Genomic DNA, 23843 nt, shown 5'->3' with positions numbered 1-23843 from the left:
GGGTCAGCGGGCCGCCTCGGCGAGCTCCTCGGTGATCGCCCCCGGCAGCCAGTCCGCGACCCGGCCGAAGCCGAAACCCAGGCCGGCGGCCCGGCTGTTGTCCAGGGCGTAGGAGCGGTCGAAGGAGAACGGCGAGGCGGGGGCGCCCTGTTCGACGACCCGGTGGCGGGCGGGCCTCCCGACCCGGTCGGCGACCAGCTCGCACAGCCCGAGGACGTCGAGCGCTCCGTGGGAGGCGGCGTCGACCACCCCGGTGAAGGACTGCCCGGCCGCCCACTGCAGGAAGCGGGCGATCTCCCGGTGGTGGATGAAGGAGGTGGCGTACGGGGCTGCGTGGACGTCCACCGGGGTTCCGGCGGCGATCCGCCCGACGTAATGGGCAAGGCGCCCGGTGAACTCCTCCCGGCCGCCGCCGAGGACGTGCGCGGTCCGTACGGCGGCGAAGCCGAAGGGCGCGGGACCGACGCCCTCGGTGCCGACGGTCTCCGGTGCACCCTGGAGGACGGCCTCGGCCTGCCGCTTGCCCTCGGCGTAGGCGCGGGCCTCGAGGTTGGGCGGCGCGGGGTCGTACACCTCCATCGTGGAGGTCATCACGTACCGTGCGGTCCGGCCCGCGAAGACCCGGCGGGCGACGGCGGCCTGAAGCGGCGTGTAGCAGACCTGGTCGACGACGGTGTCGAAGGTGCGCGCGCCCAGGGCGGCGAGCAGCTGCGCCGCGTCGTCGCGGTCGGCGACGAGACGGCGCACGCCGGGCGGCGCAGCGGCGGAGCCGCGGTTGAGGACGGTGACCTCGTCGCCCGCATCGCGCAGCAGGGTGACGAGGTGCTTTCCGAAGTACCGGCTTCCGCCGATCACGAGAATCTTCTGCATGGCTTCGACTGTGCCGCTGTATCGTCCCCAGCAGAACCGATCACCTGCTGAACAGGTATGAAGGAAAACTGATGATGGCGGTGCGCAGCACCCGCGGGGTCACCCTGACGGAGCCGGGGCAGCTCCTGGCCGAGGCGGCGGTGGAACGGTGAGCGGGCACCTGCTGGCCGGTCTCGCTGCCAACCCGGCGCTGCCGGCCGAGCTGCTCGACCGGCTGATCGCCGGGCTGCTCGCGCGTACGGCCTCGGACGTGGACAAGGGCCCGGACGAGGACGATGCCGACCTCGCCCGGGCCCTGAGCGAGCGCACGGACCTCGGGCCCGCCCGGGTGGCCACGCTCGCCGCGGGCGACGAAGACGCCGCGCTCCGCCTCGCCCACGCGGGCCTGCTGGACGCCGCCGGTGTGGACCCGGTGGTCCGGCCGTCGGTGGCCCTCGCCCTGCTGGCCGAGGGCGCCGGACCGCCCGGCTGGGCCCGCCTGCTGGCGGCCCATCCGGACCGGCAGATCCGCCGGCGGCTGGCCTCCCGGCCCGGTCTGCCGCTCGACGTACTGGAGACGCTGGCTGCCGATCCGGATGTCGAGGTGGTCGCCGAGCTGGCCTTCTGCACGACCGAGCCGTCCATCGCCGCACGCCTCGCGGCGCATCCGCATGCCGAGGTGCGCAGGGACGCCGCTTCCAACGAGGCGACGCCGCCCGCTGCGCTGGCCGCGTTGATCACCGGCGAGGGGCTCGCTCCGGCCCGCTCCTGCCTGGTCTGCGACCGCGAGGAGATCCCCTTCACGCACGATCCGCACTGCCCCCGGACGGACTGCGACCTGCGCGGCGGCGCGGCGTGCGCGGGCGGGCACGATTCCACCGTGCACGAGATCCGGCAGCAGGCCGCGCGGAATCCCGCCACGCCGACGGCCGCCGCGGCATCCCTCGCCTGCCATCCGTCCATGCTGATCCGCTGGGCGCTGGCCGAACGGACCGACCTGCCGCAGGAGTTGTACGCACGGCTCGCCGCGGACCCGATCCCGGGGGTCCGGTCCGAGGTGGCCGGGAACCCCGCGATCGGCGAGCCCCTGATCCGCGCCCTGGCCGCCCGCTGCGGGAAGGGCGGAACCGGTGGGGACGAGGTCGCCCACAGCCTCGCCCGGCACCAGCGGGTGCCGCTCGACGTCCTCGCGCAGCTGGCCCGGGCGACCAGGATCGGGCCGACCCTGTTGCCGCGGATCGCCGACGCCGCGCCCGCCGAGCTCGCCGGTCCGGCCGCTTCGGCTGATGCCCGCGTACGGATGCTCGTGGCCCAACGGCATGATCTGGCACCGGAATTGCGCGACGCCCTGGCCGCCGATCCTGATGCGGCGGTGGTCAAGGCCGTAGCCCCGCATCCGGGTCTGTCCGAGGCGCAGCTGCGCGCCATGGCCGGGCTGCACGGCGTACGGGTCCTCGCGCGGGTGGCGGCCAACCCGGACGCCCCGCCGGCCCTGCTGGTGGACCTGGCCCGGCACGATCCGCCGGTGCGGCGGGTCTTCCGCGAGATCGCCGGCCACCTGCACGCGACGGCCGAGGCGCTCCTGCCCTGTCTCGCCGACGAGAAGGCCCGGCCGCGCGCCGCCGGTCACCCGGCCCTGCCCGCGGAGGTCCTCACCGGCCTGCTCACCGACGCCGATCCCGAGGTGGCACGGGCGGCGGCCGCCAACCCTTCCCTTCCGGTCGACGTGATGACGGACCTGCTCGGGGATCTGCTCAAAGACCGGCGGGGGTGACGGGACGTGGAGTCAGACCGCCGCCCGTCAGGGCCTTGACTGGGGCGCCCGCCTCGAGGGTGACGGGGGCGCGCCCCGGAGCGGGCTCGGCCCCGCCGCTCAGGCGACCAGGCCGTCGACGATCCGGCCGTCGCGCAACTCCACCACCCGGTCGGCGAGTTCGATCAGGTTCTGGTCGTGGGTGGCGACCAGGACGGTGACGCCCTCGCTGCGCACCACCGCGCGCAGCAGCTGCATGATCGAGCGGCCGGTCTCGGAGTCGAGCTGGCCGGTCGGCTCGTCCGCGATGATCAGCGCGGGCTCGTTGGCCAGGGCGCGGGCGACGGCGACCCGTTGCTGCTGGCCGCCGGAGAGCTCGCCGGGGCGCTGGTCCATGTGGTCGGCCAGGCCCACCAGGGCCAGCAGGGTACGGGCGCGCTCCTCGCGCTGCTGCGCCGGTACTTTGCGCATCCGCATCGGGATGCCGACGTTCTCGAGGGCGGTCAGTACGGGGATCAGCCCGAAGGACTGGAAGACGAAGCCGATCCGGTCGCGGCGCAGGGCGAGCAGTGCGGCCTCGTCCAGCCCGGCGAGATCGGTGCCGTCGAGCGTGACCGTGCCGCCGGTCGGGCTGTCGAGGCCGCCGACCAGATTGAGCACGGTGGTCTTGCCGGAGCCGGACCGGCCCTTGAGCGCGGTGAGTTCGCCGCGGCGAATCTCGAACGACACCCCGCGCAGCGCGTGGACGGCCCGCGCGCCGCTGCCGAAGCTCCGGCGGAGGTCCTGCACCGCCACCATGGGTGCTGACGTGCTGTTCTGATGCTGCGTCATGGTCTGGATCCCCCTGGAATCGGCCCGGCGGACACCGTCTGACATCCCGCCCTTTCGAATTTGCTCATCCGTCACATCGTTCGCGCAAGTCCCTTCCGGTCCCTTCCGCTCTGCATTCGAATCTGACAGCATCGTCCGCTATCCGGTGCCAACGGTCCGGATGGGGGAGGAAAACGGCACATGCTCGGCTTCGTCGTGCGCCGGCTCCGGGGGCGACTGCCGCTCGCCGCCGCCGTACTGCTGACCGTACTGATCACCACGACCGTGCTGACCGCACTGCTCGCGTTCAACCAAAGCGTGGGCGAGGCCGGGCTGCGCCGGGCGCTCCAGGCACCGGGCCAGACCCGGACCACCGTCCTGGTCGCCGGCGAGCATCCGGCGGCCGCGCGCAGCAAGGACGACGAGGCCGTACGGGCCTTCTCCGACGAGGTGTTCGGCAGACTGCCGGTCACCGTCGAGAGCGTGGCGCGCAGCCGCTCGTACGGGCTGCCCGGCGTACGCACCCCCGGCCGGGACGCCGACCTGACCCTGCTCGCGGCCCTCGCCCGGGACCGCGTCCGCCTGGTCTCCGGGCAGTGGCCCGAGCCGGCCGCGGCGCCGGGGGGCCGGGTGCAGGCGGCCGTCCCGCAGGCGGCCCTGACCCGGCTCGGGCTGGCGCCGAGCGCGCTCCCCGCCGAGGTGCGCCTCGACGACCGGTACGGCGGCGCCCCGCTCACCGTGGTGGTCACGGGCGTGTACCGCGCGGCCGACCCCGACGCCGCGTACTGGCGGCTCGACCCGCTCGGCGGCCGGGAGTTCCAGGTCGGCAGTTTCACCACGTACGGGCCGCTGCTCGTGGACGACACCGTCTTCGGCGCCGGCGGGCTCGTCCAGAACAGCCGCGACTCCCTCCTCACCGCCGACTTCGCCACCGTCCGCGTCGCCGAGACCAGGGCGCTCCGGGCCCGCGCCGACGGCGCGGCGGACGCCCTCGCCGGCGCTTCGGGGCTCCACGCCAGGACCGAACTGCCGGAGCTGCTCGGCGAACTGGAGTCCGGGCTGCTCGTCGCCCGGTCCACGCTGCTGGTCGGCGCACTGCAGCTCACCGTCCTGGCCACGGCCGCACTGCTGCTCGTCTCCCACCTCCTGACGGGCCGGCAGGAGACCGAGCGCCTGCTGCTCGCCGCTCGCGGGGCCTCCCGGCGCCGCCTCGGAGCCCTCACCGCGGCGGAAGGCCTGCTGCTCGCGCTGCCGGCCGCCGTCCTGGCACCTCTGCTCACCCCTCCGCTGCTGCGGCTGCTCGCCGGTTTCGGCCCGCTGTCCCGGGTGCCGCTGGACAGCTCCGGGACCTGGCTGCTGTGGCCGGTCGCGGCGGGCTGCGCCCTCGCCTGTGTCCTGCTGACCGCGCTGCCGGCCGTACTGCGCGGCGCGGCGGCCGCGGCCCTGCGCCGTGCGCGCGGCCGGCAGGTGCTCACCGCGCGCGCCACCCGTTCCGGGGCGGACCTCGCGCTGGTGGTGCTGGCCGTCCTCGCGTACCAGCAGCTGTCCCGGTACAACGACGCCGGGCACGGGTCGGGCCGGCCCGGGGGCTCCGGCGCCTCCGGCGCTCTGGGCATCGACCCGGTGCTGGTCGCCGCGCCGAGCCTCGCGCTGTGCGCCGGCACCCTGCTGGTGCTGCGGCTGCTGCCGTTCGCCGCCGCCCGGCTGGGCGGGCGGCTGGCGGCCCGCGGACGCGGCCTCGGCCCGGCGCTGGTCGGCTGGCAGCTCGCCCGGCGGCCCGGTCGCGCCACCGGGCCGGTGCTGCTCCTCGTCCTCGCCGTCTCCAGCGGGGTCCTGGCCCTCGGCCAGCAGAGCGCGTGGTCCGCCTCCCAGCGCGACCAGGCCGAGTTCGCCACCGCGGGCGGGCTGCGGATATCCGGGGCCGATCTGTCGGCCATGGGCCAGGGCGGCCGGTACGCGGCGCTGCCCGGCGGCGAGCGGGTGATCCCGGTGATCCGCGAGCAGCAGGAACTGGTGGGCGGGACTCCCGCGGAGTTGCTCGCACTGGACGCCGGGGCCGTGGCGGAACGGGTGCCGCTGCGGGCCGATCTGCGGGACGGGCGCCCGATGGCGCAACTGTTCACCCCGCTCGCCGCCGACGCGGGCACACCCGCTGCCGACGGTGTCGTACTGCCCGGCACACCCGTACGGATCGACGTGGACGTGACGCTGCGCGGGCAGCAAGGCAGCAACCCCGGCATCTCGCTGCTGCTGCGCGACCGGTTCGGCCTCACCTTCCGGACACCGATGATGGCGATCCCCGCCGACGGCGAGGCCACCCTCTCCGCGCATCTGGGCGCCCTGACCGATGCCCCCGTCGGGTCGGCCGCCGCGCCGCTGAGCCTCGTCGGCATGGCGGTCGGATACTCCGCCCTGATGCCGGAACCCGGGGAGTTCCGGGTGTCCGCCGGAGAGCTGGCCGTCCGCCGGATCTCCGCCTCCGACACGGCGAGCGGCGCAGCCGTCCCCCTCCCCCCGTCCGCGACGTCCGGCTGGAAGCTGTCGGCGCCGACCCTCAAGGACGGAGCCGCCGCCGCGCAGTTGCCGGGCGCGACCGACGGCTCGGAGCTGCTGCGGATGAGCTACCGCGGCGGGGCCGACGCCCTGGGAGACGCCGGCATCATGCTGACTCCCGCCGCCATGCCGCCGGCCTCCCGCGAGCTCCCCGGCATCGCCACGCCCGGCTACCTCGACGCCGTGGGAGCGAAGGTGGGCGATACGATCCCCGTCCGGTTCGGCGTCTCGGCCCTGCGGGTCCGGGTGACCGCGGCCGTGAGCTCGCTGCCCGTGGCCGGAGACACCGCGCTGGCCGTCGATCTGTCCGCCCTGGGCCGGATGTTCGCCGCGGAGAACGGGCGCGCGCTCCCACCGCCCACCGAATGGTGGCTGCCGGCGGCCTCCGCCGACGATCTGCGCCCTGCACAAGCTGCCGCCGAACTGCGCTCCGGCGCCGGCCTGCAGAAGGTGCAGCTGCGCGAGGAGGTGGCAGCCGAACTGCTCGACGATCCGCTGAGCGCGGGCCCGCAGAGCGCGCTGGCCGCCCTCGCCGTCGCGTGTGCGGTCCTGGCCGCGATCGGCTTCGCGGCCTCGTCCGCGGCAGCCGCACGGGAGCGGACCCGGGAGTTCACCGTGCTGTCGGCCCTCGGTGCGCCCCGGCGGAGCCTGGCCCGCACGACTGCCGCCGAGAGTCTGCTCCTGGTAGGCCTCGGCAGTGCCGTGGGTGTGGGGCTGGGCGCCGCGATCGTGCACCTGGTCGTACCGCTGATGGTGCTGACACCGGCCGGCCGCCGCCCGCTGCCGCCTGTGATGGTGGATCTGCCGGACGGCCGGACGCTGCTGCTGGCCGTCGCGATCGCCGTGCTGCCGCTGCTGTCGGCTCTGGCCGGCGGCCGGCGTGACCGTAATGTGGCCGCCCGGCTGCGGTACGTGGAGGAGATATGACCAGCCCGGCCACGCCGGACGCCGGCACGGCGCCCGAGTCCCCGCCCGGCACCGCGCCCGGTGCCCGGCCCGGCACCCCGCCCGGGTCCGGCATCCGCCCGGCACCCTGGGTGCGTACCCGGCTGAGTGCGGCGCCGCTGACCGCCCTGCTCGCCGCCGCGCTGGCCTTCGTCACCGTGCTGCTGTCGGCCGCCCTGCCGCGCGCCATGGACCGCGGCGCCGATCAGGGGCTGCGCTCCTTCCTGCACGACCGCGGCGCGAGCGCGACGAGCGTGCTGGTCACCTCCCCCGCGCAGGACGGGCCGCAGAGCCCGGAGGGCCTGGACACGGCGCTGGCCGCCCTGCTCGCCCGGACCGGCCCCGGATACGGCATCGCGCCGAGCGGGCCGGTGTACGGCGCCCGGGGCGTCAAGCCGCGCTCCCTCGACAATCCCGAACTGGCCCGCCCCGAGAAAGTTTCGCCGATTCTCCACCTGATGCACGTGCACGGGGCCGAGGAGCACGTACGCCTGGTGGAGGGGCGCTGGCCGGGCGGCGGGACGCCCGACGGCCCGGTCCCCGTCGCGCTGCCGCAACAGACTGCGCAGACCCTCGGTGCCAAGGTCGGCACGGTGCTGCAGGGCTCCTCCGGCACCTCGGACGCCATGAGCGCCGAAGTCGTCGGCCTCTACGCCGCGCACGACGAGGCGGACGTCTTCTGGACCGATCTGCCCTGCCCTACGCACGCCTGTCAGCGGTACACCCGCGCTGCCCTGCCGGAGATGTACTGGGAGGCCGCCGCCCTCGTCGGGCCGGACGCCCTCGGCCGGCTCGGCACGTGGGGCGGGAAAGCCGAGGAGTTCTGGCGGCTCCCGGTGGACACGGACGTGCTCCGGGCCGATCAACTGGCCACCGTCGGGCACCGGATCGCGGCGTATGCGGCCGGGCAGACCGCCACCGACCTGGCGCAGGCCACGGGCCGGCCCGGGCTGCGGATCAGTTCCGGGCTGCCGGAGCTGTTCACCCAGGCCCGGGCCCGGGAGGCGGCTGCCGCGCCGCTGGCCGCGATCGGCCCGGCAGGGGTCGCCGGGGTGGCCGTCGTGGTGTTCTGCCTGGCCGGCGCGCTCACCGGGGACCGGCGCGAGACCGAGCTGCGGCTGCTGCACGCCCGCGGCGGGTCCCGCCGCGGCATCCTGCTCCGCCTGCTCGGCGAGGGCGCGGTCACCGTCCTGCCGGCCGCCGCGCTCGCGACCGCGCTGGCCGTACTGCTGCTGCCGACCCCGCGGTGGACGGCCACCCTGCTCGCCGCGTCGGCCGCCGCGCTGTTCGCGCTGCTCGCCTTCCCCGTACGGGCCGCCGTGGTGCTGTCCGGGCGGCGCGGCCCGCGCCCCCGGCGCCGGCTGGCCGGCGAGCTGCTCGTCCTCGTCGCGACCGCCGCCGCCGTGTTCGAGGTCCGGCTGCGCGGGGTCGCCCCGGCCGGGGAGGGCGTGGACCCGCTGCTGGTCGCCGCCCCGCTGCTGCTCGCCCTGTGCGGCGGCCTGGTGCTGGCACGGCTCGTACCCGCCCTCGTCGGAGCGCTGGCCTGGCTCGCCGGACGGCGGTCCGGACTCATCGGCTTCCTCGGGCTGGCCCGGGCCGGCCGCGGCACCGGCGGCCGGCGACGCCCCTCCGTACTGCCGGTGGTCGCCCTGCTGCTCGCGATCACCACGGGAGGCTTCGGGGCCGCCGTCCTCGCCACCGTGGACAGTGCCAGGACCGAGACGGCGCGGGTGAACGTGGGCGGCGACGCGCAGGTCACCGCGCCCTACGGGGAGATCCTGCCGGAATCCCTCCTCGAGGCCGCCGCCGCACTGCCCGGGGTACGGCTGTCCGTACCGGTGTGGACGGACGACGACGCGTTCGTCTCCGGCACCGAGCAGGGTTCCACCAAGGTGCGGGTGGTCGTCGCCGACCCGGTGGCGTACGCGCAGCTGGCCCGGGCCGTGGGGTCGGGCGGGTTCGACCCGGCCCGGCTGGCGGTCGGCGGTGCCGGAGCTCCCGTACCCGCCCTGTTCAGCCGCGACCTCGCCCGGCTGGCCGGCTCCGGCCCGCACGAGCTGCGCCTCGACAACGCCGGGGCGGTGCCGGTGAAGGAGGCGGGAGTGGTCGAGGGCACGCCCGCCCTGCCGGGCGTCGGCGGCTCCTTCCTCGTCCTGCCGGCCGGCCCGGCCACGGCGGCGATCGCCCAGACGGCCCACCCGACCCGGTGGTTCGCCCTCGGCTCCCCCGACAAGGCCGCGCTGGACGAGCTGGTCCGCGCCGCGCCCCGGAGCCCCACCTTCGATGGCTGGGCCGTGCACACCAGCGCCGACGAGAAGGCCCGGCTGGCGCGCGACCCGCTGGGGCGCTCGGCGGCCCGGCTGTTCTGGGCGTCGGTGGCCGGCGCGGGGGGCCTCGCCCTGCTGGCCGTCCTGCTCACCATGGTCCGGGCCGCGCCGGAACGGGCCGCGCTGCTCGCACGGTTGCGCACCATGGGTCTGCGTCCCCGGCAGGGCGTGGCGTTGATCCTGACGGAGGCACTGCCCCAGGCCTTGGCCGCCGCACTGGGCGGCGCCCTGGTCGCGGCGGCCGCCGTGGCCCTGCTGGGTCCGGCCGTGGACCTGTCCGCGCTGGTCGGCTCGCGTGCGCACACCGGCGTACGGCCGGCCGTGCGGCCGGTGCTGACACAGGCCCTGATCCTGGCCGGCCTGGTCGCGGCGGCCGTGCTCGCCGAGGCGGCCGTGACCGGGCGGCGCCAGATCACCACCGAGTTGAGAGCGGGAGACCAGCGTTGAACAGCGACCAGCCGACCTACGAAGAGCTGCGCCGGCAGGCCCTGGCCGCCGCCGAGCCCCGGAGCATCGGGGCGGACACGGCCATCGCCTGCGACCGCCTGGTCCGGATCTTCAGCAGCGACGGCATCGAGGTGCAGGCTCTGCAGGGGCTGGAACTGACCGTCGCCCAGGGGGACCTGGTGGCCCTCGTGGGTGCCTCCGGCAGCGGCAAGTCCACCCTGCTCAACATCCTGGCGGGTCTGGACGTGCCCACTGCGGGCACCGCGACCGTCGGCGGCTACAACCTGCTCGAGATGTCCGCGAAGGACACCCTGCGCTACCGCCGCGAGGCGGTGGGCTTCGTCTGGCAGCAGACCGCCCGCAACCTCCTGCCGTTCCTGACGGCTGCTCAGAACATCGCGGTGCCACTCCAGTTGAAGAGCGGTGCGGGGCGTGGCGCGGCGAAACGCCATGCCGCCCGGGTCGCGGACCTCCTCGAAGCCCTCGGGATCGGCCACCTCGCCGACCGCCGCCCCGCCCAGCTGTCCGGCGGCGAGCAGCAGCGCGTGGCCGTCGCCGTCGCGATGGCCAACAACCCGCCGGTCCTCCTCGCGGACGAGCCCACCGGCGAGCTCGACTCCGAGACCGGCGCCGCGATCTTCGAGGCGTTCCGCACCGTGAACCGGGAGCTCGGCGCCACGGTCGTCATCGTGACGCACGACCCGCTCGTCGCGGGCGAGGTCCGCCGTACGGTCGCCATCCGCGACGGCCGCACCAGCAGCGAGGTGCTGCGCCGCACGGTCACGGACGAGCACGGCGCGGAGTCGGTGAGCGAGCGCGAGTACGTGATGCTGGACCGGACCGGCCGCGTGCAGCTCCCGTACAAGTTCCTGGAGGCCCTGGGCATGGAACACCGCGTGGCGGTCGACCTGGCCCCGGACCACATCGAGATCCGCCCCGACTCCGCGGAGGACCCGGCCTGAGCCGGGATCGGCTGCCCTGACCCGGGCGTCACTTCCGTGGGGCGGGTGTCGTTAGGGGCTCGGGGTTGACTCTGGGGGCGAAGGGATGACGGTATGCGGCAGTTTCCTCTGGAGATGCACCACATGGCACCCGGACGGGTCGTCGAGTGGCGGTTGCGGTCCACGGCCGGGGCGGCGGCGGACACCGACGGCACGGGCGATGCGCCGGGCGGTGCAGCGAGCGATGCGGCGGGCAGGAGGGCTTCGTTCAACCAGGACAAGCACTTCACCGTCGCCGAGGAGAGCCGTGGCGCCGACGATCCCGTGGCGTCCTGGGTCGCGGTCACCTTCGAGGTCGCGGGGGCGCTCGACGAGCAGGCCCTGACCCGGGCCCTGCTGGCCCTCGTACGCCGGCACGAGGTGCTGCGGTGCGAGTTCCGGCGCCTCGCGGGCGAGTTGGCGTGCGAGCCCATCGACGCCGGCGAACTCGCCCTCGACACCACGCCCGTGGGCGCCTTCGATTCCTCCGAGGCCCTGCGCGGCTTCCTCGCCGAGCGGTTCACGCGCAGCATCGACACCCTCTCCTGGCCGCTGTTCACCATGGGCGCCGTCCTGCGCGAGGACTCCGCGACCGTCTACCTGGCCTTCGACCACATCGTCTGCGACGGCCTGTCGATGCCGATCGTCGTCCAGGAGGTGCAGAACGCGTACGAGGCGCTGCTTCGCGGCGAGGACGCCGATCTGCCGCCCGCGCCGAGTTACCTCGACTTCGCCGAGGAGCAGCGGCGCCGCTACCTCTCCATCGACGCCGACGACGAACGCCTCGGCTACTGGAAGTCGTTCATCGCGCGCGGCGGCGGCGAGTTCTTCCCCCGGTTCCCGCTCGAACTCGGCGTGGAGCCGGACCGGATGTACCCGATCGTCAACGAGGCCTCGACGCTGCTGGACGCCGCCGAGGCCGAGGTGTTCGAGAAGGCCTGCCGGGCCGTCGACGGCAAGCCGTTCATGGGGGTCCTCGCCGCAGTCGCGGTCTGTCTGCGCGAGGCCGGCGGGCCGGGCGTGTACCGGGGCTTCATGCCGCTCAGCGAGCGCGGCCGGGGCGGCTGGGCGAACTCGGTGGGCTGGTTCGTCAACACCCTCCCCATCGAGTTCGATGCCTCGCCCGGCCGGGACTTCGCCCAGGTCATCGCGGCGGTCCGGGCCGGGTTCGGCGAGATGATGAAGCACATCGACGTGCCGTTCGTCCGGGCCTGGCAGCTGCTGGCGCCCACCGAGTTCGCCGCCCGCTCCTGGCCGTACCCGGTGAACTTCTTCTCGTACATCGACGTCCGCAAGTGTCCCGGCGCCGAGCGGCACGAGGACTGGCGCCCGACCTCGCACGTGTGGTCGGCGCGCGCCAACGGCGCCTGCTCCTGGTTCCAGCGGGACACGGACGGCCTGCACATGAACTCGCTCTACGTGGACACCGCCGCCGCACGCCGCACCATGGAGGACTTCCAGGAGGCGCTGCGTCAGACGGTCCGGGAGATCGCCCGGCACGGGGCGCTGCGCCGGCCGGTCGCGCTGACCTCGCCGCGCCGCGCCGTCGGCACCCCGCTCGACACGGCCCCGTACGCCCGCCGCTCCTGACGACGCCGGCCGCCCGTGTTCATGCGCGGGCGGCACGCCCCCGCAGCAGCGACTGTTCCCGTGCGTTGCGCGTGAGCGAGGCGGCGCGTTCGAACTCCGCCCGGGCCTCCTCCCGGCGGCCCAGCCGCTCCAGCAGGTCGCCCCGTACGCTCGGCAGCAGGTGGTAGGCGCGCAGGGCCGGTTCCTCGGCCAGGGCGTCGACCAGCGGGAGCGCCGCTTCCGGGCCCTCGGCCATCGAGACGGCGACCGCCCGGTTGAGTTCCACGACCGGTGACGGGACCAGCTCGACGAGCCGTCCGTAGAGGGTGGCGATCGTCGCCCAGTCCGTGTCCTCGTAGCGGACCGCCTCCGCATGGCAGCCGGCGATCGCGGCCTGGACGGAGTACGGACCGCTCCCCGCGTGCTGCATCGCCAGGGCGCCGCGGCGGATCAGCATCCGGTTCCACTTGGACCGGTTCTGGTCAGCGAGCAGCACGGGCTCGCCGTCGGGGCCGGTGCGTGCGGAGATCCGGGAGGCCTGGAACTCCAGCAGGGCCGCCAGCCCGTGCACCTCGGGCTCCCTGGGCATCAGGGCGGCCAGCACGCGGGCCAGGCGCAGGGCGTCCTCGCACAGGGCGGGGCGGACGAGGTCGTCGCCGGCCGTCGCCGAATACCCCTCGTTGAAGATCAGGTAGATGACCTCGAGGACCGAGGCGAGCCGCTCCTCGCGATCGGCTCCGTACGGGACCTCGAAGGGCACGTCCGCCTTGGCGAGCGCCCGTTTCGCCCGGACGATGCGCTGGGCGACGGCCGGCTCCGAGGCCAGGAAGGCGCGGGCGATCTCCTGGGTGGTCAGTCCGCCCATCAGGCGCAGGGTGAGCGCGATGCGGGCCTCGGTGGCCAGGACGGGGTGGCAGGCGGTGAAGATCAGCCGCAGCAGGTCGTCGTCGATGTCGTCCGGGGCCGCCGGCTCGGCGGGCGGCGGCACGTCCTCCAGGGTCCGGCCGACCTCGGCGAGCTTGCGGGCGTACGTCTCCTTGCGGCGGACGAGGTCGATCGCGCGGTGTTTGGCGGTGGCCGTGAGCCAGGCGCCCGGCTTGTCCGGGACACCCGACTCCGGCCACTGTTCCAGGGCGGCGACCAGTGCGTCCTGGGCGATCTCCTCGGCGATGCCGAGGTCGCGCACGATGCGCGCGACACCGGCGATGATCCGCGCCGACTCGATCCGGAACACCGCTTCGACCGCCTGGGTCGCACTCACTGCCGTCACGGCCACCCATCAGAGCAGCCGTGACGGGGCAGGGCAAACGCGGCGCGGCGCGGCGCGAGGCGCAGCCGCGTGCGGTCAGCCCTCGTCGATCTGGCGCAGCTCGGCGCCGACCGTCCACTCCACCGGGTGGATCTCGAGGAACCGCTTGGTCCACTCCAGCGCCTCGGCCTTGTCCTTGGCCTGGAGGATGGCGTAGCCGCCGACGGCCTCCTTGGTCTCGGTGAAGGGCCCGTCGGTGTAGCTCAGCTTGCCGCCGGACCACGTCACCCGGGTCCCCTCGGAGGTCGGGAGCAGCCCGGCGGTGTCCAGCATCACCCCGGCCTTGGTGATCTCCTCCATCAGCGCGCCCATCCGCTGCCCGAACTCGGGCGGGAACTCGGTGTCGGCGGGAAGGGCCTGCTCGTCGATACGGATCATGGAAAGGAAGCGCGGCACGGTGACTCCTCGGTCGGACGGGCGGGGGCTTTCCCCGCCTCTCACTCCTGCGTCGAACGGGAGACGCCCGGATCGACAACTCCCCGGAGATTTCTTCAAAAGAAATCTTCCAGGCCGAAAAGCCCTACCCGCGAGTAGGATCGCGGGCTCCGGCCCCTCCGAGAGGACCTTCCGATGCCGCGCACCCCTTCTTCCCCTGTCCTGCTCGCCGGCCTGCTGGCGACCGCGAGCGTGGCGCATGCGATCGCGCCGAAGCAGTTCGACGCGACCATCCCGAGCTCTCTGCCCGGCACCCCGCGGCAGTGGACGTACGCGAGCGGCGCGGCCGAGCTGGTGCTCGCCGCCGGTGTCGCCCATCCGCGGACCCGCCGGGTCGCGGCGCTGGCCGCGGCGGCGTTCTTCGTCGGGGTGTTCCCCGCGAACGTGAAGATGGCCGTCGATGCCCGCCGCCGCTCCCCCGCCGCCGTGCAGGCCGTGACGATCGCCCGGCTGCCGCTTCAGCTCCCGCTGGTCCTGTGGGCCCGGAACGTGAGCCGCGGCGCTGCCGGCTGACGCCCCGCCACCGGGGTCACTGCCCGGGTCACCGGCTGTCGCCCGACCAGTCCCAGTGGTCCGGGTCGGCCGCGCGGCGGCGGTAGTGGGCGCGGCCGCCGGCCCCGTAGCGCCCTATCTCGGTGGGGAGCCGGGCCTCCTCGGCAAGTTGGGGCGCACTCCAGCCCGTGATGTCCAGGAGGAGCCCGTCGAGGGGGCCGCCCACGAGTTCGCCGTAGACATGGCCGGGGCGTGGGCCGGGGTCGGGGTCGTCGTGGTCGGCGCCGTAGACCCGGCGCCGGAGCATCCTGTCGTCCATACCGCCCAGCTTCACAGGCGCCACTGACAACGAGCCCGGGGGCGGCGGGAGCCGGCCCGCCCGAGGGACCTCCGGCTTCAGCCTTCGAGCAGGCCCTGCCCGACGCACTCCCCCGGCGCGGCCCCGCCCGGCACGGCGAACAGGGCGGACACCTCGTGCTCGATGCAGCGCGCGAGCGCGTCGCCCCGGGCCGGCCGCTGCCGGACGGGGCCCTTGGCGGAAACACCCATTGCGGACGGGATTTCGGGGTCGGCGGAGCCGGCGGCGATGATGGGGCCGACCGCCCACGGCCACTCGGCACACGAAGCAGGAGCACCATCCATGACACGTCGGGTACACCAGCCGCTGGAGAACCAGGAGTTCGACTTCATCCTCGGCATGGCCGGGGGGCCGGTTCTCGCCTACTTCATCGGGACCTGGCCCAAGGCCCTGGAGGGCTGCCGGGCGATGGACGCACTCGTGGCCGAGGCGGCCGAGGAGTACGGCACGCGGCTGACTGCCGTCCGCACCGACATGACCCGCTGCCCCGAGCCGACCAGGCGGTTCGGCGTGACCGGCGCGCCCACCGTCGTCATCGTCAAGGACGGCGAGGCCGTGGCGAGCCGGGCCGGCGCGATGAGCCGCGCGGAGCTCCGGGAGTTCCTGGACACCCACCTCTGAGCGGCTCGGCGGCCACCCGGCCGGGCGGGCCAAAGTGGGCTATCTGGCCGAAACTGGCATAGGTCAGATAGGTGCCTAGGGCATGTAATGGGTTCCGGTGAGACGGACACACGGAACCATGCTTACGAGGTGCTGCATGTCAGAGACCGTTGCCTTCCCTCAGGACCGAACCTGCCCCTACCACCCGCCGGCCGCCTACCGACCCCTCCGCGAGGGCCGGCCGCTCTCCCGGGTCACCCTCTTCGACGGCCGCTCGGTCTGGGTGGTCACCGGGCACGCCGAGGCGCGCGCCCTGCTCTCCGACGGACGGCTCTCGGCCGACCGGCAGAACGAGGCCTTCCCCGCCCCCACGAAGCGGTTCAAGGGCCTGCAGAACCGCCGCACGGCCCTGCTCGGCGTCGACGACCCCGTGCACAACACCCAGCGCCGGATGCTCATCCCGAGCTTCACCCTGAAGCGGACGGCGGCCCTGCGGCCCGCGATCCGGCAGACCGTGGACCGGCTGATCGACGACATGATCGCCAGGGGGCCGGAGGCCGAGCTGGTCAGCGCCTTCGCCCTGCCCGTGCCGTCGATGGTGATCTGCGCCCTGCTCGGAGTCCCGTACGAGGACCACGAGTTCTTCGAGGCGCAGTCCCGGCGGCTGCTGCGCGGACCGGAGCCCGCCGACGTCGAGGACGCGCGGGCCCGGATCAACGGGTACCTGGCCGATCTGATCGAGCGCAAGCGGACGCACCGGGGCGACGGGCTGCTGGACGAGCTCGTCGAGCGGCGCCTGGAGACCGGTGAGACCGACATCGACGAGCTGGTCTCGCTGGCCGCGATCCTGCTGATCGCGGGCCACGAGACCACGGCGAACATGATCTCGCTCGGTACGTTCACCCTGCTGCGGCACCCGGAGCAGCTGACCGAGCTGCGCGCCGACCCCTCGCTGATCTCGGTGGCCGTGGAGGAGCTGATGCGCTTCCTGTCCATCGCGGACGGGATGCTGCGGGTGGCGACGGACGACATCGCGATCGGCGGGGTGACGGTCCGCGCCGACGACGGGGTGATCTTCTCCACCTCCGTCATCAACCGGGACCCGGCGGTGTTCGAGGAGCCCGACGCGCTGGACTGGCACCGGCCCGCCCGGCACCACGTCGGGTTCGGCTTCGGGGTCCACCAGTGCCTCGGGCAGAACCTGGCCCGCGCCGAGATGGAGATCGCCCTGGGGACGCTGTTCGCCCGGCTGCCGGGGCTCCGGCTGGCGGCCGAACCGGACCGGATCCCGTTCCGGCCCGGCGACACCATCCAGGGCATGGTCGAACTCCCCGTGGCATGGTGAGAGGCATGTCGCCACAGCGCATCGACATCGACACGGCCGTCTACATCGGCGCCGGGCAGTGCGCCCTGACCGCGCCGGACGTGTTCACCCAGGACGACGACGGCTTCAGCCAGTTGCTCCCGGGCCGGGAGGACGGCAACGGCAGCCCGCTGCTCCGCGAGGCCGCCCGCGCCTGCCCGGTCGCCGCCATCCGGATCCAGGAGGAGTAGCCGGCGCAGGCGAAGCGGAGCAACCCCTTCGCGGGGGCCCGTACGGCTCAGAGCAGGCCGACGGCCCGGCGCTCCAGGTCCAGCGAGCGGTCCACCAGGTCGGCGCACGCGTCGAACAGGGCCCGCCGCCCGCCGACGTCGGAGTCCGGGTCGGCCGTACGGGCCAGGGCCGCCAGCTCGGACCAGTGCCGGGCGGAGTCCCGCAGGAGCGAGGCCGCCTCCGGCCGCCCGGCGAGGTCGAGGAAGTCGGCGTACAGCGGCCGGGTGGCGCCGGGGGCGGTCCACTCCTCCTCCAGGCAGGCGTACAGCCGCCCGGTGCCCACCCGGAACGCCTCCGGGCTGCCGAACCGCCGCTCCCAGCCCGTCTTCGTGCTGGTGTCCCGCAGCTGCGCGGCGAACTTCGCCATGCCGGAGAAGCCGAAGTTGACGTCGAACTGGTTGCCGAGCACCGGCCCGGTGAGCCGGGCGGCGGTGGTGGCGACGGCCTCGTCGAGGTCCGGTTCGGCGGTGGCCGGCCCGGTGGGCACCACCATCTGGTGGTGGCCCTTGCGGTGCCCCGTCCAGGCGGCACCGAATTCCTCCCGGCCGATCCGGTACGGGACATCGGCCCCGTCCTCGACGTACAGGGTCTCGCCCTCGGCGCCCTCGTAGCCCACCACGACCACGGTGTACGGATCCGCGCCGGCCATCTCCGGAACGCCCTCGTGCCACGGCAGCCGGGACCGGTCGACCGTGCAGAACACCGGACGCCCGTCGTCGAGGGCGGCGCACACCCGCCCCCAGCGGGGTCTGGCGCTGCGCGTGGCCTCGTACGGGACGTGCAGCCGGCCCAGAGCCGTCTGCACCCAGGGCTGGGGGTGGGCCTGCGCGACGATCGTCGGCATCGGCGGGTGGCCCGCGTACTCGAAGACGAAGTACATGAAGCCGATCCCGCCCGCGAGGCCCGCGACCAGCACCTCGTCGTGCACGCTCCCGAGGGCGTGGCGGATGAGCGAGGCCTCGCGGTGGCGGCCGGTGCCGAAGTCCGAATGGACGAGGGGGGTCATGTGGTCAGCGTAGCCGCGCCCGTTCGGGTGACCGCACATCCGACTTCCTGTACAGTTGTCCAGGAAGTCGCCCGCCGGCGCCTTTCCCACAGCCCGAGAAACGGAGGTGGCCGTGCACACGGTCGCTCAGGTCCTCATCGGCGTCGTCGCCGCGCTGCACGTGTACTTCCTGGTCCTGGAGATGTTCCTGTGGCAGCGGCCGCCCGGCCGGGCCCTGTCCGGGTTCGACGAGGACCTCGCCCGCCGCACCGCACCGCTCGCCGCCAACCAGGGCCTCTACAACGGCTTCCTGGCCGCCGGCCTGGTCTGGTCGCTGGTCATCGACTCGCTCGCCACGCAGATCTTCTTCCTCGTCTGCGTGATCGTCGCCGGTGTGTACGGTGCCGCGACCGCCAATCGCCGCATCCTGATCGCCCAGGCCCTGCCCGGCGCACTCGCCCTGGGCACGACGCTGCTGGCCGCGTGAGCGCCGAGCACCCCGTGAGCCCCGAGGACCCGCGGACCGCCCGCACCAAGGCCCGGCTGCGCGAGAGCCTGCTCGCCGAGTGCGCGGACCGGCCGCTCGGCGAGGTCAGCGTCTCGGCGGTGGTCCGCCGGGCCGGGGTCGGCCGCGCCACGTTCTACCTGCACTACGAGGACCTCCCGGCGCTGGCCGTCGACGCGTGCGCCGATGTGGTGCACGCGGCGGTCGACGCCCTGCACGCCTGGCAGACGGAGCCCGGGGCGCGGGCCCCGGTCCGGCCCCCGGCCGCGCTCGCCGGCTTCCTCGCCGGCGCCGCCGCGCATGCGGCCCTCTACCGCGCGCTGCTCCTGCCGGGCGGCGGCGGCCCGCTCGGCGAGCGGCTCCACCGGGAGCTGCGCGCCCGCGCCCACGCCGAGCGCACGGCGGCCGGCGCCCCGCACGCCGACCTGGTGGCCTCGGCGGTGGCCGCGACCTTCACCGGGATCCTCGCCGACTGGCTGCACGACAGCGTTCCGGGCTCCCCGGCGGAGCTGGCGGACCACCTCTGGCCGCTGCTGCTGGCCCTGCACCGCGCGGGCTCCCGGCCGCCCGCCCCATGACAGCGATGAGCCCCGCCGGACCGACCGGCGGGGCTCATGTCACGGGCCGGGCTCGTGAAATGGCGTCAGCGAGCGACAGTCACATTCTCCGCCTGCGGGCCCTTGGGGCCCTGGGTGACGTCGTACTCGACCTTGTCGTTCTCCTGCAGCTCCTTGAAGCCGGTGCCCTGGATGGCGGAGAAGTGCACGAACACGTCGGGGCCGCCGTTGTCCTGCTGGATGAAGCCGAACCCCTTCTCCGAGTTGAACCACTTCACGGTGCCTGTTGCCATCAGTACTGATCCTTCTCAACGTTCCACGCGGGCCGCACGTGCGGTGCAGCCAGGTCCATCCTGCCCACCCGTCACGCCCACCACACCGCAGGCGCGGCCAATCGGGGACACTTCGAACTTTCGTTCACACACCGCCGTCCGCTGCGGGCGACAGTTCGGCGGGCCCGGGCAGCTTGGCTGCCGCCGCGGCGCGCCGGGGTCCACCGGCCCGGCAGCCCAGGCACTGCGCGTGCCCGGTCCGGGCGACGGTGTCCCGGGTGCGCCAGTCCCAGTCGGCGCGGGGGCGGGGGCCGCTGGGCTTGCCCCAGCCGGCGAGGTGCAGGCCCCAGGTGAGGACTCCGGCCACGGCGACGAGACCGAGGCCGAGCCAGATGCCGGGGGCCCAGGCCGCGCAGACGGCAACCCCGGCTCCGGTGCAGCCCAGCAGGGCCAGGGCGGTGCCGGTCCAGCCGGCGACCGTGTGACCCATGTCGACGTCTCCGTGCGCGCTCATGATTCTCCCCGGACGGACTGGCGGCAGTAGGCTCGAAGGGCGAGATGCCTTAGTGGGCAAGATAAGCATCTCACGAGCTAAGTTACTTAGACAGTAAGGAGTATCTGCGTGCAGGGCAAGTCCCGCCCCGCGGCCACGCCCGCGGAGGCGCTGTCGCGCATGGACCGGTACGTCGCGCTCGGCCTCATCGGCCAGCAGGAAGTGGCGCAGCTGCTGGGGCTGAACGTCACCGACCTGACCTGCCTGGGCCACGTCCTGGGCGCCGGTGACACCCCGCTGGGCGCCGGCGACCTCGCCGAGCTGACGAACCTGACCACCGGGGCCGTCACCGGGGTGCTCAACCGTCTGGAGCGGGCCGGATACGCCCGCCGGCAGCCGGATCCCGCGGACCGGCGCCGGGTGCGCGTGGTCGCCGACCCGGCGGCCGCCGCCCGGGTCTTCGCCGTGTACGAGCCCTTCTACGCCCGGCTCGGCGCGGTGTTCGCCGAGTACTCCCCCGACGAGATCGCCGTCATCGCCGACTGGTTCGCGCGGGCGACGGTCGAGATGACCGCCCACCTCGCCGAGGTGCGGTCCGGGCAGCTCGGCCCCGTGGCTCCAGGTGCCGTTACGCCGTAATCCCGTGGCGCCGTGGTCCCGTGGCCCCGATGGTAAAATTTCTCTTTTCACGTCTCACGGAAGGTTCTGCATGAGGAACCCGTCAGCTCACGGGCGTTTCGGCATCAAGGCCGGAGCCAAGGCAGGCCCCAAGGGCGGTGCGAAGTCCGGCGGCAAGACCCCCCGGACCGCCCCCCTGAAGGGCGAGTTCGCGATGCCGAAGACGGTCGAGCCGGCGCTGCCGCCGGTGGAGGCGTTCGCCGAGCTCGACCTGCCCCGTGAGCTGGTGAAGACGATGACCGACCTGGGGGTGACGGAGCCCTTCCCCATCCAGGCGGCCACGCTCCCCAACTCCCTGGCCGGCCGGGACATCCTCGGCCGGGGGCGGACCGGCTCCGGCAAGACCCTGGCGTTCGGCCTGGCCCTGCTGGCGCGTACAGCGGGCCGCAAGGCCGACCCGAAGCGCCCGCTGGCCCTGGTCCTCGTACCGACGCGCGAGCTGGCGCAGCAGGTGACCGAGGCGCTCACGCCGTACGCGCAGGCCCTGGACCTGCGGATGGCCACGGTGGTCGGCGGACTGTCGATCGGCAGGCAGGTGAGCGCGCTGCGCACCGGCGCCGAGGTCGTGGTGGCCACCCCCGGGCGCCTCAGCGACCTGGTCGGGCGGCGCGACGTCCACCTGGAGCGGGTGAAGATCACGGTCCTCGACGAGGCCGACCAGATGTGCGACATGGGCTTCATGCCGCAGGTCACCGAGATCCTGGACCAGGTGCACCATGCCGGGCAGCGGATGCTGTTCTCGGCCACCCTGGACCGCAATGTGGACCAGCTCGTGCGGAGCTACCTGAAGGACCCGGTCTCCCATTCCGTCGACCCGTCGGCGGCTTCGGTGAGCACGATGGACCACCACGTGCTGCACATCCACTCCGCCGACAAGTACTCGGCGGCCACCGAGATCGCGGCGCGCGAGGGCCGGGTGCTGATGTTCCTGGACACCAAGCACGGGGTGGACCAGTTCGTGAAGCACCTGCGGGCCATGGGCGTACGGGCGGAAGGGCTGCACAGCGGCAAGTCGCAGCCGCAGCGCACGCGGACGCTCGCGCAGTTCAAGACCGGGGCCGTCACGGTCCTCGTCGCGACGAACGTCGCCGCGCGCGGCATCCACATCGACGACCTCGACCTCGTCGTGAACGTGGACCCGCCGGCCGACCACAAGGACTACCTGCACCGGGGCGGCCGTACCGCCCGTGCGGGCGAGTCCGGCAAGGTCGTCACCCTGGTCACCCCGAACCAGCGCCGGGACATGGTCCGGCTGATGGCCGAGGCCAAGATCCGGCCGACCACCACCCAGGTCCGCTCCGGCGAGGCCGCGCTGAGCCGGATCACCGGGGCCAAGCCCCCGTCCGGGGTGCCGCTGGCGGGCGCCGAGCCGACCGACGCGAAGGGCCGGCCCTCGGGCTCGGACCTCGGCTTCCGCGGGATCGGCACCCGCCCGGGACGGCCGGGTGCGGCCAAGGAGTCCCGCAAGACCGCGGAGGCCCGGCAGCTCGCCGAGGCACGCCGCGCGGCCCGCGTCCGGCGGGGCGGCTGAGACCCGACGCTTGCGGTGCCGGCCCCCGGATGCGGGGACCGGCACCGTACGTGCATACGCGTGCGGGCGGCTCGACCGGTCAGCCGCGGCGGCGGCGCCGCCAGGACACGATCGCGCGGGTGACGACCGGCGGGAGCAGGTCCTTGGCCAGCCTGCGCCACGCGGTTCCGGCCCGCGGGCGGGGTCCGGGCAGGTGCACGGGCGGCGCGGGCGCCACGACGGGCTCGGGCGCGGGATGCAGCAGTTCGGGGGGCGCCGGCGGGACGGCCCCTTCGTCACCGATGCGGACGAGGGACTGGCCGGCCACGGCGTCCACCCCGTGCCACAGGTCGGTGCGGCCCTCCAGCCAGGCGAGCAGCGCCGACTGGTAGACCGCCGGGTCGTCCCAGGTCGCGTACAGCTTCGACCCGGACACGGCGATCAGGTGCAGCTCGCCGGTGGCCACGGCGCCCCAGACGGCGGCGGCGACGCCGGGGCAGTGTTCGGAGCGGTAGTCGTCGAAGACGACCACGGCGCCCGGGGCCGCCACGACGCGCGAGGACGCGATGTCCTGGACGACGTGCTCGTAGAGGTGCGAGGCGTCGATGTGGATGAAGCGGCAGCTCGCCGGGCGCACCCGGTCGGCGACCACGAACGTCGGTGCCTGGATGACCGTGGGCAGGGCCTCGTGGAAGGCCAGGTAGTTCGTCTCGAACCCGCGGCGCGTGAGGGTGGGGTACGAGTCCTGCATCTCCGCGAGGTTGGAGTCGTCCGGTGCGGGCGAGTCGAAGAGGTCGCAGACGGTGAACTCCTCGCCCTCCCGCAGATACCCCCCGAGGAAGATCGCGCTCTTCCCCATGAAAGCGCCGAGCTCGAGAAGATCGCCCGGTTTTTCCTCTTCGCCGTTCTGGCGTGTCAGGAACCAGTCGAAGAGCACCTGGTCATAGTCCGAGAACCAACCCTTGACCTGGCTGTACTCGGTCGGGGCGGGCGGGGCCGGCTCGCCGTCGGGGGTGGTGACGGGAGCTTGGGAAACGTGCGACACGGAGAGCAGCCTCCAGTGGAACGGCATCGGATCAACGCTGATACCCGGCCAGGTAGGCAGACCATAAACCCCCGAACAGCCGTGTGACGAGACTCCTGTGCGCAGCGGACAAAACCGCCGGCGCCGTTTTCCCATCTTGCTCCTGATTGCCCCTTTCTTTCCAGCTGCACCGGTCCTTCCAGCTGCACCGGGGGGCGGGCGGGCTCGCGGCCTCAGCTCGCGATGTTGCGGCGGTGCAGGCGCTGGGCGGCGGCGTTGCGCACGCGGCGGGTGCGGGCCGTGGCGGCGAGCAGGTCGAGGGCCTCGTACGAGGGCAGCGACCGGGCGGCGGTGCGCTGACACCAGTCGGAGGCGGCGGTGAGCTCGGCCGGCGACCACGGCACGCCGTCGGTGATCGCCTTGAGCAGGGTCCACTCGCGCAGCCGGCGGGCCGGGAAGGCGCGGGCGCCGATCGCGGTGTCCATGGCCCGGGCCCAGCCGGGGAAACCTGCGTCGGTCAGCAGGTGGGCGGCGCGGCGGTCGAGGTGGGTGACCACCGCGCTCTCGGCCATCACCGGGTCGCGATCGCGCAGCACCTCGGCCACGGCGTCCGCCTCGGCCCCGACCGTCGTACCGGCCGCGGCGGCCAGGGCGTCGAGGTGGCGGGCGTAGCGCCAGCGGTCGGGCGCTGTGGTGGTCGTGCTCTCGGCGCGGTGCGCCGGGCCGCCCCCCTCTCGTATCTGGTTCTCGCTTCTCCCCATGCCGCCCATTCCACACGACCGCCGTGAACGACCGGCG

General features: G+C 74.2%; 24 protein-coding genes. 13 read left to right on the top strand and 11 right to left on the bottom strand.

What is annotated here, in order from left to right; genetic code table 11:
• Window positions 1-3: 3 nt before the first annotated feature.
• Complete coding sequence (locus OHT74_RS34345; protein WP_266670061.1) at window positions 4-870, bottom strand: NAD-dependent epimerase/dehydratase family protein; 867 nt, start codon at window positions 868-870, stop codon at window positions 4-6.
• A 148-nt stretch (window positions 871-1018) separates the two neighbouring features.
• Here OHT74_RS34345 and OHT74_RS34340 point away from each other — a divergent pair, with 148 nt between their 5' ends.
• Complete coding sequence (locus OHT74_RS34340; protein ID WP_328622352.1) at window positions 1019-2623, top strand: hypothetical protein; 1605 nt, start codon at window positions 1019-1021, stop codon at window positions 2621-2623.
• A gap of 99 nt (window positions 2624-2722) precedes the next feature.
• Here OHT74_RS34340 and OHT74_RS34335 read toward each other — a convergent pair whose 3' ends face one another.
• Complete coding sequence (locus OHT74_RS34335; protein WP_328622351.1) at window positions 2723-3433, bottom strand: ABC transporter ATP-binding protein; 711 nt, start codon at window positions 3431-3433, stop codon at window positions 2723-2725.
• 180 nt (window positions 3434-3613) lie between these two features.
• Here OHT74_RS34335 and OHT74_RS34330 point away from each other — a divergent pair, with 180 nt between their 5' ends.
• The 4 genes from OHT74_RS34330 (at window position 3614) to OHT74_RS34315 (ending at window position 12254) form a co-directional block, all read left to right on the top strand.
• Window positions 3614-6892, top strand: a complete 3279-nt coding sequence (locus OHT74_RS34330) for an ABC transporter permease (protein WP_328622350.1) — start codon at window positions 3614-3616, stop codon at window positions 6890-6892.
• Window positions 6889-9684 (top strand): hypothetical protein, encoded by a 2796-nt coding sequence (locus OHT74_RS34325; RefSeq protein WP_328622349.1) that lies wholly within the window; start codon window positions 6889-6891, stop codon window positions 9682-9684. The genes OHT74_RS34330 and OHT74_RS34325 overlap by 4 nt, the downstream gene beginning before the upstream one ends.
• Entirely contained in the window at window positions 9681-10646 is a 966-nt protein-coding gene (locus OHT74_RS34320) for an ABC transporter ATP-binding protein (RefSeq protein ID WP_266670052.1), read from the top strand. Before OHT74_RS34325 ends, OHT74_RS34320 begins: the two co-directional genes overlap by 4 nt.
• Before the next feature lie 93 nt (window positions 10647-10739).
• Window positions 10740-12254: a condensation domain-containing protein gene (locus OHT74_RS34315; protein WP_328622348.1), complete on the top strand. Its 1515-nt coding sequence runs from the start codon at window positions 10740-10742 to the stop codon at window positions 12252-12254.
• Window positions 12255-12273: 19 nt separating this feature from the next.
• Here OHT74_RS34315 and OHT74_RS34310 read toward each other — a convergent pair whose 3' ends face one another.
• Window positions 12274-13494 carry an RNA polymerase sigma factor gene (locus OHT74_RS34310; protein ID WP_328623451.1) on the bottom strand — a complete coding sequence of 407 codons (1221 nt, stop codon included), beginning with the start codon at window positions 13492-13494 and terminating at the stop codon, window positions 12274-12276.
• Between the two features lie 84 nt (window positions 13495-13578).
• Window positions 13579-13938: a YciI family protein gene (locus OHT74_RS34305; RefSeq protein WP_328622347.1), complete on the bottom strand. Its 360-nt coding sequence runs from the start codon at window positions 13936-13938 to the stop codon at window positions 13579-13581.
• Between the two features lie 174 nt (window positions 13939-14112).
• Here OHT74_RS34305 and OHT74_RS34300 point away from each other — a divergent pair, with 174 nt between their 5' ends.
• Window positions 14113-14490, top strand: coding sequence for a DoxX family protein (locus OHT74_RS34300; RefSeq protein ID WP_328622346.1), 378 nt, complete (start codon window positions 14113-14115; stop codon window positions 14488-14490).
• 28 nt (window positions 14491-14518) lie between these two features.
• On the opposite strand, the gene OHT74_RS34295 is transcribed toward OHT74_RS34300, so the two are convergent.
• Together OHT74_RS34295 and OHT74_RS42215 are read right to left on the bottom strand one after the other, a co-directional pair.
• Complete coding sequence (locus tag OHT74_RS34295; RefSeq protein ID WP_266670046.1) at window positions 14519-14788, bottom strand: hypothetical protein; 270 nt, start codon at window positions 14786-14788, stop codon at window positions 14519-14521.
• Between the two features lie 77 nt (window positions 14789-14865).
• Window positions 14866-15111 carry a hypothetical protein gene (locus OHT74_RS42215; RefSeq protein ID WP_443047618.1) on the bottom strand — a complete coding sequence of 82 codons (246 nt, stop codon included), beginning with the start codon at window positions 15109-15111 and terminating at the stop codon, window positions 14866-14868.
• On the opposite strand from OHT74_RS42215, the gene OHT74_RS34285 reads away from it, so the two are divergent.
• From OHT74_RS34285 to OHT74_RS34275, 3 genes are all read left to right on the top strand, one after another.
• Window positions 15110-15448, top strand: a complete 339-nt coding sequence (locus OHT74_RS34285; protein ID WP_328622345.1) for a thioredoxin family protein — start codon at window positions 15110-15112, stop codon at window positions 15446-15448. The genes OHT74_RS42215 and OHT74_RS34285 overlap by 2 nt on opposite strands.
• A 136-nt stretch (window positions 15449-15584) precedes the next feature.
• Window positions 15585-16772: a cytochrome P450 gene (locus OHT74_RS34280; protein ID WP_328622344.1), complete on the top strand. Its 1188-nt coding sequence runs from the start codon at window positions 15585-15587 to the stop codon at window positions 16770-16772.
• Between the two features lie 5 nt (window positions 16773-16777).
• On the top strand, window positions 16778-16981 hold the full coding sequence (locus tag OHT74_RS34275) for a ferredoxin (RefSeq protein ID WP_328622343.1): 204 nt from the start codon (window positions 16778-16780) through the stop codon (window positions 16979-16981).
• Between the two features lie 47 nt (window positions 16982-17028).
• Here the strand turns inward: OHT74_RS34275 and OHT74_RS34270 are convergent, their stop codons facing one another.
• Window positions 17029-18027 (bottom strand): BtrH N-terminal domain-containing protein, encoded by a 999-nt coding sequence (locus OHT74_RS34270; protein ID WP_328622342.1) that lies wholly within the window; start codon window positions 18025-18027, stop codon window positions 17029-17031.
• Between the two features lie 112 nt (window positions 18028-18139).
• Here OHT74_RS34270 and OHT74_RS34265 point away from each other — a divergent pair, with 112 nt between their 5' ends.
• Both OHT74_RS34265 and OHT74_RS34260 read left to right on the top strand, forming a co-directional pair.
• On the top strand, window positions 18140-18493 hold the full coding sequence (locus tag OHT74_RS34265) for a DUF1304 domain-containing protein (protein ID WP_328622341.1): 354 nt from the start codon (window positions 18140-18142) through the stop codon (window positions 18491-18493).
• A complete protein-coding gene (locus tag OHT74_RS34260) occupies window positions 18490-19089 on the top strand; it encodes a TetR/AcrR family transcriptional regulator (protein WP_266670026.1) in 600 nt (199 codons plus the stop codon). Before OHT74_RS34265 ends, OHT74_RS34260 begins: the two co-directional genes overlap by 4 nt.
• Before the next feature lie 65 nt (window positions 19090-19154).
• Here the strand turns inward: OHT74_RS34260 and OHT74_RS34255 are convergent, their stop codons facing one another.
• Both OHT74_RS34255 and OHT74_RS34250 read right to left on the bottom strand, forming a co-directional pair.
• Window positions 19155-19361, bottom strand: coding sequence for a cold-shock protein (locus OHT74_RS34255; RefSeq protein ID WP_328622340.1), 207 nt, complete (start codon window positions 19359-19361; stop codon window positions 19155-19157).
• A gap of 124 nt (window positions 19362-19485) precedes the next feature.
• The gene (locus tag OHT74_RS34250) at window positions 19486-19854 is read right to left on the bottom strand and encodes an HGxxPAAW family protein (RefSeq protein WP_266670022.1); all 369 of its coding nucleotides are present in this window, start codon (window positions 19852-19854) and stop codon (window positions 19486-19488) included.
• 108 nt (window positions 19855-19962) lie between these two features.
• Between OHT74_RS34250 and OHT74_RS34245 the strand changes: the two genes are divergently transcribed.
• Complete coding sequence (locus OHT74_RS34245) at window positions 19963-20472, top strand: MarR family winged helix-turn-helix transcriptional regulator (RefSeq protein WP_328622339.1); 510 nt, start codon at window positions 19963-19965, stop codon at window positions 20470-20472.
• A 70-nt stretch (window positions 20473-20542) separates the two neighbouring features.
• On the top strand, window positions 20543-22042 hold the full coding sequence (locus tag OHT74_RS34240) for a DEAD/DEAH box helicase (protein ID WP_443047617.1): 1500 nt from the start codon (window positions 20543-20545) through the stop codon (window positions 22040-22042).
• A 79-nt stretch (window positions 22043-22121) separates the two neighbouring features.
• Here OHT74_RS34240 and OHT74_RS34235 read toward each other — a convergent pair whose 3' ends face one another.
• Window positions 22122-23066, bottom strand: a complete 945-nt coding sequence (locus OHT74_RS34235) for a class I SAM-dependent methyltransferase (RefSeq protein WP_443047616.1) — start codon at window positions 23064-23066, stop codon at window positions 22122-22124.
• 212 nt (window positions 23067-23278) lie between these two features.
• Window positions 23279-23806, bottom strand: a complete 528-nt coding sequence (locus OHT74_RS34230) for a hypothetical protein (protein WP_328622338.1) — start codon at window positions 23804-23806, stop codon at window positions 23279-23281.
• Between the last annotated feature and the right edge of the window lie 37 nt (window positions 23807-23843).

Source organism: Streptomyces sp. NBC_00354 (assembly GCF_036106915.1).
Taxonomy (GTDB): domain Bacteria; phylum Actinomycetota; class Actinomycetes; order Streptomycetales; family Streptomycetaceae; genus Streptomyces.
The sequence above is the reverse complement of the archived record's forward strand: the minus strand, read 5'-3'. Positions and strand labels throughout refer to the sequence as shown.

Bases quoted from the DNA above. Each gene is read 5' to 3' on its own strand.
- OHT74_RS34345 (WP_266670061.1), bottom strand. From the start codon at position 870: ATGCAGAAGATTCTCGTGATCGGCGGAAGCCGGTACTTCGGAAAGCAC.
- OHT74_RS34335 (WP_328622351.1), bottom strand. From the start codon at position 3,433: ATGACGCAGCATCAGAACAGCACGTCAGCACCCATGGTGGCGGTGCAG.
- OHT74_RS34330 (WP_328622350.1), top strand. From the start codon at position 3,614: ATGCTCGGCTTCGTCGTGCGCCGGCTCCGGGGGCGACTGCCGCTCGCC.
- OHT74_RS34325 (WP_328622349.1), top strand. From the start codon at position 6,889: ATGACCAGCCCGGCCACGCCGGACGCCGGCACGGCGCCCGAGTCCCCG.
- OHT74_RS34315 (WP_328622348.1), top strand. From the start codon at position 10,740: ATGCGGCAGTTTCCTCTGGAGATGCACCACATGGCACCCGGACGGGTC.
- OHT74_RS34300 (WP_328622346.1), top strand. From the start codon at position 14,113: ATGCCGCGCACCCCTTCTTCCCCTGTCCTGCTCGCCGGCCTGCTGGCG.
- OHT74_RS34295 (WP_266670046.1), bottom strand. From the start codon at position 14,788: ATGGACGACAGGATGCTCCGGCGCCGGGTCTACGGCGCCGACCACGAC.
- OHT74_RS34285 (WP_328622345.1), top strand. From the start codon at position 15,110: ATGACACGTCGGGTACACCAGCCGCTGGAGAACCAGGAGTTCGACTTC.
- OHT74_RS42215 (WP_443047618.1), bottom strand. From the start codon at position 15,111: ATGGATGGTGCTCCTGCTTCGTGTGCCGAGTGGCCGTGGGCGGTCGGC.
- OHT74_RS34280 (WP_328622344.1), top strand. From the start codon at position 15,585: ATGTCAGAGACCGTTGCCTTCCCTCAGGACCGAACCTGCCCCTACCAC.
- OHT74_RS34275 (WP_328622343.1), top strand. From the start codon at position 16,778: ATGTCGCCACAGCGCATCGACATCGACACGGCCGTCTACATCGGCGCC.
- OHT74_RS34270 (WP_328622342.1), bottom strand. From the start codon at position 18,027: ATGACCCCCCTCGTCCATTCGGACTTCGGCACCGGCCGCCACCGCGAG.
- OHT74_RS34255 (WP_328622340.1), bottom strand. From the start codon at position 19,361: ATGGCAACAGGCACCGTGAAGTGGTTCAACTCGGAGAAGGGGTTCGGC.
- OHT74_RS34250 (WP_266670022.1), bottom strand. From the start codon at position 19,854: ATGAGCGCGCACGGAGACGTCGACATGGGTCACACGGTCGCCGGCTGG.
- OHT74_RS34240 (WP_443047617.1), top strand. From the start codon at position 20,543: ATGAGGAACCCGTCAGCTCACGGGCGTTTCGGCATCAAGGCCGGAGCC.
- OHT74_RS34230 (WP_328622338.1), bottom strand. From the start codon at position 23,806: ATGGGGAGAAGCGAGAACCAGATACGAGAGGGGGGCGGCCCGGCGCAC.